We start from the raw sequence: 11,790 nt of genomic DNA on the forward strand, positions 1-11,790 counted from the left end.
AAAGAGACGACAGGCTTGAACCTTCCGCGGTACCACTCTAATTGATCCGAGCTGTTACACTCGAAACCACTCATGTACCTGATCACGGGGGTCAACCGTCAAGACCTACTCGGGTGCTGGATCCTTAGCATCCTAATCAGTCTTACCGCTCCCGGGCGAGTTCAGGTGAAGTTTCGTCTGTGCTTTCACCAAGCGCACAGCTCTCTGAGGCGAAACTGATCATGCCTTACTATTCCCGTTCGTTGCGTTTGAAAGTATTGATTGTGATTATAGTATGCACAATTTGCAAAGTCAATACCGTAATCTGAATATTTATTTTATTCGATTACCGTTAATAGTTGAACGCTTCAGGCGTAGCAAAATTTATAGTGCGGTATTTGATCAGAAGCTGATTTAGTTCGACTTTCCCTGCTTATTTATGACTGTCAGAAGAGATTAACATCATTAGTTCGATTTCGCCCACCTAAAATGCCCTAAATCAGCTGTTACCCCGAAAATCGGCTAAATAGTTCGGTGAAATCGAATTAATCCATCACCGGAGTCGACTGACTTCAATTTAGTTCGATATTTTCTAACTAATCACTTCAAGAGGTCCTAATTCATTGAAGTTACCACAAGGGGGAGAGTAGAGACAAATTTACCACTCTTCCAGCTTGAGCTGTGGCTCGGCTTTCAACGCCAAGGAGTCGAACTCCTGCTTGTCCCACTTGAGAAAAGCGGCGGCGCCAATCATCGCCGCATTATCCGTGCAGAGCCGGTGCGGCGGCACCAGCAGCGGCACATTAAGCTGCTCGCAGCGCTCGGCGAGCCTGCTACGAAGCCCTTTATTCGCGGCGACACCGCCCGCGAGCAGGAGCTGCTTCGCGCCGTATTCCTTCACCGCGCGGCTCGCTTTCTCCACAAGCACATCGATGACGGATGCTTGGAAGCCCTTCGCAATTTGCGCAACCTGAACGGTTTCGCCGCGCATCTTGCTTTGGTTGACGACGTTCAACACCGCGGATTTCAATCCGCTAAAGCTGAAGTCGTAGGAGTCTGCCTCGAGCCAGGAGCGAGGCATTTTGATTTCGGAATCGGCTTCCTGTGCAAGCCGATCCACGTGCGGTCCGCCCGGGTAAGGCAATCCCATTGCCCGGGCAATTTTATCGTAAGCCTCGCCGGCTGCATCATCGCGCGTGCGCCCGATGATACGGAACTGGCCGGGGCCTTCGAGCAGAATGAGCTCGGTGTGTCCCCCGGACACGACGAGCGAAATCGAAGGATACACCAGCTCGTGCACGAGCTGGTTGGCGTAAATATGTCCCGCGATATGGTGCACACCAATCAGCGGGAGGTCTAGGGCGCAAGCGAGTGCTTTGCCCGCGACGACGCCGACTAACAGGGCCCCGATCAGTCCGGGGCCTTCGGTTACGGCAATGGCGGAAAGCTCATGGAGCGATACGCCCGCTTCTGTGACGGCTTCCTCCAGCATCCATGTGATCGACTCCACATGCTTCCGGGAAGCCACTTCCGGCACAACGCCGCCATAGCGTTGGTGCGTTTCGATTTGACTCGAAATGACGTTAGAACGAATAATTTTCCCATCTTCAACAATCGCCACGGAAGTCTCATCGCAGCTCGTTTCAATGGCGAGAATATAGACTGGCTTCGTTGTCGCAGTTTTCTTTTGACCGTTTACCACCACTTCTTCTTGTCTATCCTGTTGTGTCTGTTGTTCATTACTCACATTCTTCACCTATTTGAAAGCCTCAGTCACTGAGACTATCCTTTCTACGATTGGGCAAGTCTGCCCACATAACGACGGCATCCTCGCGATTATCTGTATAATAGCCTCTACGCACACCAACAGAGCGGAAGCCAAGCTTTTCGTACAAATTTTGAGCCACATAATTCGAGGCACGTACTTCAAGCGTGATCCGAATGGCACCGAGGAAAGCTGAGGTTTTCATCAACTCACGCAGCAACCTCTCTCCGAGCTTGCGACCACGATACGTATGTTTGACAGCAATATTCGTAACATGCGCTTCTTCCATGATGAGCCACATGCCGCCATATCCAGCAACTTCCCCATCGATATCCATAATCATATAATGCGCAAACTGGTTGTTCGTCAGCTCATTCTCAAAAGCCCCTCTTGTCCAAGGAGTCGTGAACGCTTCCTGCTCGATCTCACAAATAAAAGGAATGTCTTCCATGGTCATTGAGCGGAATACCAATGAATTTTCTATGGCATGCGGCTGTCTCTGTTCCATGATTAATGCTCCCCTTTCTTCGTCTGCAGGCCAGCCAGCAGATTGGCTTCCGCTTCTGGAAGCCTCGTGTAATTCGGGACAAATGAATGAACGTCTGCCTTCTCGCCTCTCGCTAATCTCGGACTGGCGAGCAATCCTATATACTCCGCTTCAATACCATAGGGAACGACACTTACGCTGCCAGTAAAATCATTTATAAACTGCTCTAGCTCGGCCGCAAAGCCTGCGGTTTCACCGACGAACAGAATGTGATCAGGCCTAGCGCTGCTAGCTAGCGTCAGGATTTGCTCCGTCCATGCACCGATAACCCGAATACCATCAGGCAACACCTCACGCCAACTAGCATCTGGTTCTCGTTCAGCCGTTACCGCAGTTTTCCCCTCAAAGGCATACACAGCTGTAAAAGCTTGTTTACGCCTTCCATCCATAAGAGGTACGACCCACGTCAACCCGCTGCCCATATAGTCGTTCTGTACAGAACCACCAATTGCCATAGCCTCTAAACTGGACACGCCGATCAGGTCTAGTCCAAGCGACCATGCAAATGTTTTGGCTACAGAAACAGCAATTCGCACGCCTGTATACGAGCCTGGCCCTTGGCCGGCAGCAACCGAGCGTAGATCTCTCGGCTTCATTCCTAACTGAGAGAGTAAATCTTGAATGTGGGGAAGCAATCCCAGAGAATGATTACGTTCCGCATGAGAGCTAACCTCTCCGAGTAATTTTCCATTTTCCACAATAGCAACTGTCATTGCCGATGTTGAGGTATCGATTGCTAAGCATCGCCCCGTGTTAGTTATCCGTTCCGTCATGTAAATGTCCGTTCTCCTTCATCTGTACGCACCAGCTCTCATACGGTGAACCGTGTGGAGTCAAGTGAAATACGCGGGTCTGATCAACCTCTTGGGTGATCGTAATACTGAGTCTGTCAGGCGGCAGCAGATCTTCAATTAAGCTCGACCATTCGATCAGCGTAACGCCTGCCCCATAGAAGTAATCCTCTAATCCCAACTCATCTGCTTCTTCTTGCGAAATACGGTACATATCCATATGGTAGAAAGGGAGTCCAACTCCCTCGTATTCTTTGATAATGGTAAATGTAGGTGAGTTTACGTGCTCCGAAATCCCCATCGCTCTGGCGAAACCTTGGGAGAATCTCGTTTTTCCCGCACCCAAATCACCGTCTAATGTTAGGACTGTGCCTGGCTGTAGATACGTTGCTAATAGGTTTCCCAGTTTATCCGTATCTGCTTCATGCTGAGAATGAAACTTAAATGTGGATTGAGTCAATGATCTCATCCCTTTCTTCCGCGTGCGCGTGCTGCTTCTATTATAGTCCTCGCCAGCAGGTGACAGCAACCTGTCACTGTATTAATTGTCCAATTGATTCTTTCTCCGCACAAAAAGCCCTCCCCGATTTCGAATCGGAGAAGGCCTTTTTCCCATGCGGACCTTTAGTGTACCTCTTCAAGTTCCTTAGCTGGTACGACCCGAGCATCTGCGGGATTTCCTTCCGCATGCACTTTAACGAGACCTTTATCGGAGTCTACACTGTCAATCCAGACAGCCATCCCATTCAGATCAACGTCAATTTTCTCATCTGCAGCTAAAATTTCTTGAGCACGGTGAACATTCATGGTTCATCCAGTACGGATTCCGGTGCATCCATCGTATCCGTGGTTGAGTGTTCAATTAACCCATTTTGCATGGTGACGTTTCCGCCTCCAAGCCCCTCATTAATCATACGATCAATGTCCATGAAACAATCATCCCTATCTTCATTGCTCGTATCTTGCGAAAAATTCGATTCTGATGCCATCCGTAATCCCTCCTTAGGTCGCTATTTGGGTTATCATCTTGCATTTATAACCTCTCCAATCTCCCCCTAAACCATTCTCTTAATTCGCTGCCGTATAAAGGTAATCCATCAAGAGAATACTAGTACAATTACGTATGTTGGGGGAGGAATTACATCGATGCATACCGTGTGGAAAGGCGCAATTAGCTTCGGACTTGTTCATGTTCCCGTTAAAATGTTTTCAGCCACTGAGGATAAAGATATCTCAATGCGCTATATTCACAAAACTTGTATTACCCCGCTATCTTATGTACGAAAATGCCAGACTTGCGAGAAGGAAGTAGAGTGGGAGGAAATTTCGAAAGGGTACGAGTATGAGCCCGGGCGATTTATTCTTTTTGAAAAGGATGAACTGGAGGAAATCTCAGGGGAAGCGAACAAGGAAATTAAAATTTTGGACTTCGTAAACTTAACAGATATTGACCCCGTTTATTTTCAAAAGACGTACTACCTCGGTCCCGGAGATACGGGTGCCGGTGCCTACATGCTGTTGCTCGATTCCATGCGCCAAACAGGCAAAATCGGTATCGCCAAGGTGTCGATCCGCTCCAAAAGCTCGCTAGCCGCTATTCGTGTCATCGAAAATTGCCTAGCGATGGAAACCATATTTTATCCGGATGAAATTCGTCCGATTTCGCAAGTACCGAACCTTCCCGAGAAGGTTACCGTAAATGAACGTGAGATGGAGATGGCAAAGATGTTGATCAATCAACTCTCCACTCCTTTTGAACCAGAAAAGTATAAAGACGAGTATCGCGCTCGCTTACTTGATGCCATTGAGCATAAAGTGGCAGGTGAAGAAATCCAGAGCGCACCTGCGCTGCAAAAGACAAGCGTCATCGACCTTATGGCAGCGCTTCAAGCCAGCTTAAACGCGACCAAACCATCCGACGGTAAAGTGACACTTGGCGAGGATGCCTCGGTTACGATGGAGAAAACGGCGGAGAAGAAGCCCGCTGCGAAACCTCGAGCGAGAAAGGCCAAAGAGCCCGTTACTTGATAGCTATGATATAAAAGAGTGCCCTATCTTGGTGAACAAGATGGGGCATTTTTCCTAAATCTGATCAAACGTACACTCCGTCAACTCCACCTGCGTGAACGCCTGAATGCTCGGGTGCCGCATCACGCCGCCAGGCGTCCATGCCATGTATTGGACTTTTACCGTTAGCTTCGGCTCGATCCAAATCGCATCTTTGCTCCGTTCCGGCTCATTGGCAAAAGGCTTTTCCTTGCTCGTCAACGGTTCGACGAGCTTGGTTAACTGTCGCCATTCCTCGCGCGATAATTTCCCTGTCCCTGCGTGACCGATGTAAACAAATCGGCCCTCCCGGTCGAATAGCCCTAGCAGAATGGCATTGACAACACCCGCCCGGTACGTAACTCCCCCCAAGACAGCGTGGATGTCATGGAAGATTTTCTTTTTCACCCAACGCCGGTCTTTCCCGCCTAATGCATAGGTGCTTTGCAGATCCTTACACACAATTCCTTCCATCCCATGTGCTTTCATGACCTCATAAAGCTGATTAGCATCAGGCATATTCGGTGTCAATTGAAAATGAGGCAGCGGTGTAATCACGTCCTGAAGAACCTTCTGTCTGACTGACAAAGGTTCATCTAGCAACCATTTCCCATTACACATCAAGATATCGAAAATCATATAGGTAACGGGCGTCTGAATGACCGCTCGGTCTATACTCTGTTTTTTTCGCAGCGATTCCCGCTTCATAATCTCATGAAAGGTAGGCTTTTTATCATCAAATGCAATGATTTCTCCGTCCAAAATAACGGAAGAAGCCTTGCAGTAGGACTGAATATCCAACAGCTCAGGATACTGCTCCGTCCGCTCATGACAGCGCCGATTCCACAGTCGCACCTCCCGACCATCGTAGTAGGTTAGCATGCGTACGCCATCCCATTTAATTTGTGCAATCCAATCGGCAGCGGTTGGAATTGTTTCCGTTGAGATCGGCTCAAAAGGAAATACCGGCTTAAGCTCCATTCACTCTGACTCTCCCTCATTCGTACGTTTGTTTCTCTCGTTTGTTTGGATGTTTCTAGTCTTGCCATCCTGAAATGGTTGCAACCTTCTATCTAGTCAAACCCCCTCCTATAATTTTTATCTATACAGACAGCCCTAAATTTGAGATATTAACAACGTCATTCATTTGTTGTCTGCTAGGAGGATCACATGATTTATTTAGCTATTATCATATTTTTACTAACGATTACATTTGTCATTTGGCAGCCGAAAGGCTTAAGTATTGGTTGGTCAGCATCTGCCGGAGCTTTACTTGCCCTCGCATTCCAAGTCGTTTCGCTGCAGGATGTCGACACAGTAACAGGCATCGTATGGAACGCGACACTCGCTTTTGTAGGCATTATCTTGATCTCGATTATTCTAGATGGGATTGGATTTTTCGAATGGTCCGCACTCCATATGGCGCGCCTAGCCAAAGGCAACGGAAAGCTCATGTTTGTCTACGTCATCCTGCTTGGCGCGGCGGTTTCAGCCTTTTTTGCAAATGATGGTGCAGCTCTGATCCTGACGCCTATTGTGCTGGCCATGGTCAGAGCAATGAAATTACCGGATGCTGCCGTTCTCCCGTTCATTATGGCAAGCGGGTTTATCGCAGATACATCTTCACTTCCATTTATCATCAGCAATTTGGTGAATATATTATCGGCCGATTTTTTCGAGATAGATTTTGTCACCTATGCAAGCCGAATGTTTGTGACGAGCTTGTTCTCGTTAGGAGCGAGCTTGCTTGTTCTCTACCTTTACTATCGCAAACAAATTCCTGAGCATTATGAGGTAACCGAACTGAAACGTCCCTCCGAAGCGATTAAGGATCTAGGGCTATTCCGACTCTCTTGGTGGATTCTTGGCATTTTGTTAGTTACCTATATGTGCAGCGGTTTTATCAAAATCCCTGTTTCCATGCTAGTTGGAACTGCCGCACTGGCCTTCGTTCTAATTGCCCGGTCGAGCCCTGTGATCAATACAAAGAAGATTTTGAAAGAAGCTCCGTGGGCAGTCGTTATTTTCTCGATTGGTATGTATGTGGTTGTCTATGGGCTCAAAAATGTCGGCCTAACGGATGCTCTCGGCGATCTCATCGATATTATTTCTGACGAAGGCTTGTTCGTAGCCACGATAGGCATGGGATTCCTTGCGGCAATTCTGTCCTCGATCATGAATAATTTGCCGACTGTGCTGATTGATGCATTAGCGATTCAGGGAACACAAACAGAGGGCACCCTGAGAGAGGCCCTTATTTATGCGAATGTGATTGGTACCGATCTGGGTCCAAAAATGACGCCTATCGGCTCACTAGCAACCCTGATCTGGCTCCATGTGCTAGCTAAAAAAGGTGTGAAAATCACGTGGGGCGGGTATATGAAAGCAGGCGTTATCCTGACGATTCCTACGCTGCTCATCACGTTAATTGGTTTGTATCTGTGGTTGCAGGTGATTTCTTGATTCCTTACATCTCACATTTAAGTGCCTAATATCTTCTTCCCGCGCGGCGTGCTTCCATTCGGATCTGGCTCTAAAGTCACCCCAAATGAGTCGATTTGCGCATCCTTTACTTTCACGGGGATGGCATAGGTGAGTATACCTGTGCCTTTCTCATCCACACGCAGCGTTCCGCAATTATATCGCTTCCCACTCTTGTTGTACCACACCTGATAGGTCCAGTCCCCCTGCGTTTCCTTGAGCCCTTGAAGATTAATGACCACGTTGTGGCTATCGCCACTTTGCAGCACATACGCCGTACCAGAAGCACCAGGCATGGTCGTATCAAAAGACTTCAACTGATAGGTATTCACGATTTCTGCGGGTTGATTTAATGCCGCCCCCGCTATGGGGCTTACAGCTTGTTGTTGATTATTCCACCAAATGCCTACAACGAAACCTAGAACAATCGCCGCGGAAGTGCCATATATCCACACGAAAGAACGCTTTTTCTTACGCTCAGCGGGTTCTATACGATTCGGTTGTAAGGACTGCATGACCTGCCCCTTCAAATCTGCCGGCACTTCAACTTCCTCCATGTCAAAAGGCAAGGACTCCCATACTTCCTGTAACTCGCTTAACTCTTCACGACAAGTGACACAGGTTCGCAGATGCCGTTCGAAAGCAGCGCGTTCCCACTCTGTGCAATCGCCAGTCAAATAATTGACCAAATAACTGCAATCTACAGTCTCTCGTTCTTCCATAACGTCATCCCTCCCTCATTGATGTCAGATGCTTGCGAAGTAATTTTAAGCCTTGATGCAGTCGGCTCTTGATCGTACCAATGGGTTCATTGGTCTGGGTTGCAATTTCACTCAACGAATAACCCTGCCAATACATCTTATTGATTAATTCAATCTGACTTTCGGATAAATGGACATAAGCCTCCTGAATTTGTTCCCCGATCCATTTGCGAGACATCACCATCTGTGGATCCTGATCCTTGGAAACGAAAGATCGCTCCCATTCCTTGGGCTCAAAATGGATATCCTGGTCGGTTCGCCGCTTCTTACGTACACAGTCAATCGTGATATTCCGAGTTATGGTGATGATCCAGTTGACGAATGCTCCCTTGCTCGCATCATACCCCTTCTCCGTCGTCCATAGCCGTGTAAATACAAGCTGAACGATTTCTCGAGCCGCTTGTTCTTCTTTGGTGGATTTCAATGCAAAGGAGTACACAAGCTTTGCATATCTATCGTATAGCTCTTCTAAGGCTGGATGGTGTTTACCCATGACCAGCTTCATGAGTTCTCCATCTGTTCGATTTCGCATTGTTCAGGTACACCCCGAGTCGAAATGACTTTTTATTATCTTACTACCATAGCCTCAGCTGGAAGTCTTGGCAATAGTTTGTTAGAAAAAAGCACCCCAACATGTCTGAATTTTCCAGCATGTTGGAGCACCCTATTTGATCGTTATCTTGCCGTGAATTGAGATGGATCGATAACAAACCAAACTTTTCCTACATTTTGTCCAGTTGTGTCACCGGGTTGATGATCCTTGATCCAGTAATACAGCGGCYAACCTTTATAAGTACTTTGCAATGTACCGTCCTTCCGTGTCAATACGCCAAAGTCGCTTGCCCCAAGATCGGAGGATACGGTCAGATTCGCATCGTAGAAAATTGGCCAGTTCACTAAGCAAGCACCTACACAGGAATTAGGATCTGCTTTGTCCTTAGTAAACATATAGAGTGCCATGCCATTTGCATCCACCAGATAAGTGCCCAACGCATCGGACTTACTTGTTTTCACCGATGTGTTCGGAGCTTTGGTTCCTGCGAATTTCGCTGGATCAATCACGTACCAGACATGACCAACATCTTGACCCAAGGTGTCGCCCATTTTCTTGTCATCTACCCAGAAATACAGCGGAAAGCCTTTATACGTAGATTGCATACGGCCATCTGAACGAACCAGTGTCCCGAAGTCATTGGCGTTCATGCCCGTCGGCGCAGAAATCGCAGGGGCATAGAATACAGGCCACTTCTCCAAGCATTTGCCTGTGCAGTTACTCACGCCTTTCGTATCCTTGTCGAAGTAGTAAAGCGCCATTCCGTTTCCATCTGTCAAATAATTACCTAGATCCGTTTTCGTCCCCAAGGCCACGTTACCGTTCGACGGTTTGATAACAAACCACACCTTGCCAACATTATCTCCCGTGGTGTCTCCTGGTTTTACATCCTTAATGAAGGTATAAAGCGGCCAGCCTTTGTAGGTAAGTTGATCTTTACCGTCCGTACGTGTGAAAACGCTGAAATCAGCGGCATTGAACTCGGCAGGGACCGTAAAGTTATTCGAATTAAAAATAGGCCAATTGGTTAGACACTGTCCCACGCAAGAGTTCACATCTGCAACATCCTTCGTGAAATAGTACAGCGTCATTCCTTTATCGTTAGTGAGATAACTGCCAAGTGTATCGCTTTGAACTAGGTTCAACGCTGGCTTGTCAAGCTCAGCTAGCTTTGACTTATCTAGCTTCCCTTTGCCTGCCAAATCAGCAGCTAACGTTACCGCCGTCCCTTTCATCGGCTCTTTTAACGCTTCAAGCGTTCCAGAAGCAATATGTAAGTTTTTGAAGTCTTTTACTGTCGTTAGCTTGGATAAACCATGCTTAGCTGCGAAATCGAACACATTCGCATATTCGAAATCCAAGCCTTGCTTAAAGCCTAAAGATTCCATAAGCACCTTATAAAACTGTTGTGCTGTCACAGTTCCAAGCGGATTGAAGCTATGGTCATCTGTACCTTGCCAGCCAAGCTCAGGATGCGTACTCAAGTAGCCGAGAATAGCCTGATTGGCTGTCGAAATGCCGCTTACATCTTTAAAGCTAGATGTTCCTTTATAAGCCAGCGCCTCGGCTTCAAGTCCCTGCAGTCGGAGGGACATCACGGCAGCTTGCAGCCTAGTCGTTGATTTGTTCAAGTACTCCGCAGTCAGTCCATTGCCTTCACCTTGCAGAATACCTAAATTACCAGCAACGTCTGTTTCGCTTTGGACCTTCAGGGGTTCAGCCGCTATGGCGGATAAGGCTGTCACTCCTGTTATAATGCCTAGCAACACCAATGAGGATAACCCTATTTTCTTCACATTATTGACCATACTATAATGCCTCCTTCTTGTTTCTAAGTAAGGAAACGTGCGCAAACTTCCAGCGGTTTGAAAGTAGAGAAAGCTTTTTTATCCCTGTTTGAGAACCATTCACCAAGGCAATAACTGGAGATACGACACAAGCTCAGAAGGAGTTCCCATGCCTATGGCGTTCAAAGCAGAGAAAGCAATGCTTCTCGTAGAAGGCAATGAGTTGACGATCACGAATCCGAATAAGCCGCTATGGCCCGATTTAKGTATCACGAAAGCGGATTATCTCACGAAATTAAGTGAGCTCTCGCCGTACCTCCTACGTTATTGCCGTAATCGCCATCTAACGACGATTCGATTTCCGCACGGGTATGATGACAAGTCCTTTTATCAGAAAAATGCTCCAGATCCCGTGCCTAGCTTCGTTAAGTTAGCCCCGCTTGATGGCATTAACTATGTGAATTTGGATTCCTTATCTACGCTCATGTGGCTTGGGAATCTGACTTGCTTAGAGTTCCATCCTTCCTTCCATTACATTGGAGAGACACTGCCAGCAGAATGGGTGATTGATATCGATCCTACTTTGGAGGAAGAACCTCGCATCATGGAGGCTGCTCTTATTATCGGTGAGGTGCTGGATTCGCTGCGCATTCAGTCGGTCCCCAAAACCTCTGGAGCGACTGGGGTACAGATCTACATCCCCATTCAGCCTGGATATACATTTGAGGAACTCCGAAGGATTGGACATTTTATTGCTGCGTATGCGGTTAAGATGCATCCAAAGCTGTTTACGATTGAGCGTTTCAAGAAGAATCGTGGTGATAAGATTTATATCGACTATCTGCAACATTGGCATGGAAAAACACTTTCTGCCCCCTATACACCGCGCGCCAAAAAGGACGCCACGATATCGACGCCCTTACTTTGGAAAGAGGTTGAGCTTCACCCAAGCCCTCGTGAGTTTAATCAGTTGATGATTATGAACCGATTACGAACCTACGGGGATCTGATCGACCGTGTTTCACCTCAAAACTTAGATGCGATCCTATCAAAGTTAAAAGAGTAGCTCTTAATAGAACT

The 11,790-nt window shown here is 47.4% G+C and carries 13 protein-coding genes and 1 other annotated feature (1 of these 14 running past the window's edge); of the genes, 3 read left to right on the forward strand and 10 right to left on the reverse strand.

Going from position 1 to position 11,790, the window contains the following annotated elements:
- Positions 1-252: a binding site (T-box leader), on the reverse strand; it reaches 1 nt to the left of the window's first position.
- Between the two features lie 385 nt (positions 253-637).
- From tsaD to AC1DVJ_RS01745, 6 genes are all read right to left on the reverse strand, one after another.
- On the reverse strand, positions 638-1,684 hold the full coding sequence (gene tsaD, locus AC1DVJ_RS01720; protein WP_477588057.1) for a tRNA (adenosine(37)-N6)-threonylcarbamoyltransferase complex transferase subunit TsaD: 1,047 nt from the start codon (positions 1,682-1,684) through the stop codon (positions 638-640).
- Positions 1,685-1,748: 64 nt separating this feature from the next.
- Positions 1,749-2,252: a ribosomal protein S18-alanine N-acetyltransferase gene (gene rimI, locus AC1DVJ_RS01725; protein ID WP_477587853.1), complete on the reverse strand. Its 504-nt coding sequence runs from the start codon at positions 2,250-2,252 to the stop codon at positions 1,749-1,751.
- Positions 2,253-2,254: 2 nt separating this feature from the next.
- Entirely contained in the window at positions 2,255-3,064 is an 810-nt protein-coding gene (gene tsaB / locus AC1DVJ_RS01730) for a tRNA (adenosine(37)-N6)-threonylcarbamoyltransferase complex dimerization subunit type 1 TsaB (RefSeq protein WP_477587854.1), read from the reverse strand.
- Positions 3,045-3,551, reverse strand: coding sequence for a tRNA (adenosine(37)-N6)-threonylcarbamoyltransferase complex ATPase subunit type 1 TsaE (gene tsaE, locus AC1DVJ_RS01735; protein ID WP_477587855.1), 507 nt, complete (start codon positions 3,549-3,551; stop codon positions 3,045-3,047). The genes tsaB and tsaE overlap by 20 nt, the downstream gene beginning before the upstream one ends.
- A 155-nt stretch (positions 3,552-3,706) precedes the next feature.
- Entirely contained in the window at positions 3,707-3,889 is a 183-nt protein-coding gene (locus tag AC1DVJ_RS01740; RefSeq protein ID WP_477587856.1) for an H-type small acid-soluble spore protein, read from the reverse strand.
- Entirely contained in the window at positions 3,886-4,071 is a 186-nt protein-coding gene (locus AC1DVJ_RS01745; RefSeq protein WP_477587858.1) for a hypothetical protein, read from the reverse strand. Before AC1DVJ_RS01745 ends, AC1DVJ_RS01740 begins: the two co-directional genes overlap by 4 nt.
- Positions 4,072-4,228: 157 nt before the next feature.
- Between AC1DVJ_RS01745 and ku the strand changes: the two genes are divergently transcribed.
- Positions 4,229-5,110, forward strand: a complete 882-nt coding sequence (gene ku / locus AC1DVJ_RS01750) for a non-homologous end joining protein Ku (RefSeq protein ID WP_477587860.1) — start codon at positions 4,229-4,231, stop codon at positions 5,108-5,110.
- Between the two features lie 54 nt (positions 5,111-5,164).
- On the opposite strand, the gene AC1DVJ_RS01755 is transcribed toward ku, so the two are convergent.
- Positions 5,165-6,109, reverse strand: coding sequence for an ATP-dependent DNA ligase (locus AC1DVJ_RS01755; RefSeq protein WP_477587861.1), 945 nt, complete (start codon positions 6,107-6,109; stop codon positions 5,165-5,167).
- Positions 6,110-6,298: 189 nt separating this feature from the next.
- Here AC1DVJ_RS01755 and AC1DVJ_RS01760 point away from each other — a divergent pair, with 189 nt between their 5' ends.
- Positions 6,299-7,591 (forward strand): arsenic transporter, encoded by a 1,293-nt coding sequence (locus tag AC1DVJ_RS01760; protein WP_477587863.1) that lies wholly within the window; start codon positions 6,299-6,301, stop codon positions 7,589-7,591.
- 17 nt (positions 7,592-7,608) lie between these two features.
- Here the strand turns inward: AC1DVJ_RS01760 and AC1DVJ_RS01765 are convergent, their stop codons facing one another.
- The 3 genes from AC1DVJ_RS01765 to AC1DVJ_RS01775 all read right to left on the reverse strand — a co-directional run bounded on the left by AC1DVJ_RS01765 (position 7,609) and on the right by AC1DVJ_RS01775 (position 10,731).
- Positions 7,609-8,331, reverse strand: coding sequence for an anti-sigma factor (locus AC1DVJ_RS01765; protein WP_477587864.1), 723 nt, complete (start codon positions 8,329-8,331; stop codon positions 7,609-7,611).
- A gap of 4 nt (positions 8,332-8,335) precedes the next feature.
- Entirely contained in the window at positions 8,336-8,902 is a 567-nt protein-coding gene (locus tag AC1DVJ_RS01770) for a sigma-70 family RNA polymerase sigma factor (RefSeq protein ID WP_477587865.1), read from the reverse strand.
- A 143-nt stretch (positions 8,903-9,045) separates the two neighbouring features.
- Entirely contained in the window at positions 9,046-10,731 is a 1,686-nt protein-coding gene (locus tag AC1DVJ_RS01775; protein ID WP_477587866.1) for a hypothetical protein, read from the reverse strand.
- Between the two features lie 154 nt (positions 10,732-10,885).
- Between AC1DVJ_RS01775 and ligD the strand changes: the two genes are divergently transcribed.
- A complete protein-coding gene (gene ligD / locus AC1DVJ_RS01780; RefSeq protein ID WP_477587867.1) occupies positions 10,886-11,776 on the forward strand; it encodes a non-homologous end-joining DNA ligase in 891 nt (296 codons plus the stop codon).
- Positions 11,777-11,790: the final 14 nt, after the last annotated feature.

This window comes from Paenibacillus sp. P4_A9 (assembly GCF_056402415.1).

Excerpts from the sequence above, each read along its gene's own strand:
- ku (WP_477587860.1), top strand. The coding sequence starts at position 4,229 with ATGCATACCGTGTGGAAAGGCGCAATTAGCTTCGGACTTGTTCATGTT.
- tsaE (WP_477587855.1), bottom strand. The coding sequence starts at position 3,551 with ATGAGATCATTGACTCAATCCACATTTAAGTTTCATTCTCAGCATGAA.
- AC1DVJ_RS01760 (WP_477587863.1), top strand. The coding sequence starts at position 6,299 with ATGATTTATTTAGCTATTATCATATTTTTACTAACGATTACATTTGTC.
- AC1DVJ_RS01770 (WP_477587865.1), bottom strand. The coding sequence starts at position 8,902 with ATGCGAAATCGAACAGATGGAGAACTCATGAAGCTGGTCATGGGTAAA.
- AC1DVJ_RS01755 (WP_477587861.1), bottom strand. The coding sequence starts at position 6,109 with ATGGAGCTTAAGCCGGTATTTCCTTTTGAGCCGATCTCAACGGAAACA.
- rimI (WP_477587853.1), bottom strand. The coding sequence starts at position 2,252 with ATGGAACAGAGACAGCCGCATGCCATAGAAAATTCATTGGTATTCCGC.
- AC1DVJ_RS01740 (WP_477587856.1), bottom strand. The coding sequence starts at position 3,889 with ATGAATGTTCACCGTGCTCAAGAAATTTTAGCTGCAGATGAGAAAATT.
- tsaB (WP_477587854.1), bottom strand. The coding sequence starts at position 3,064 with ATGACGGAACGGATAACTAACACGGGGCGATGCTTAGCAATCGATACC.
- AC1DVJ_RS01745 (WP_477587858.1), bottom strand. The coding sequence starts at position 4,071 with ATGGCATCAGAATCGAATTTTTCGCAAGATACGAGCAATGAAGATAGG.
- AC1DVJ_RS01765 (WP_477587864.1), bottom strand. The coding sequence starts at position 8,331 with ATGGAAGAACGAGAGACTGTAGATTGCAGTTATTTGGTCAATTATTTG.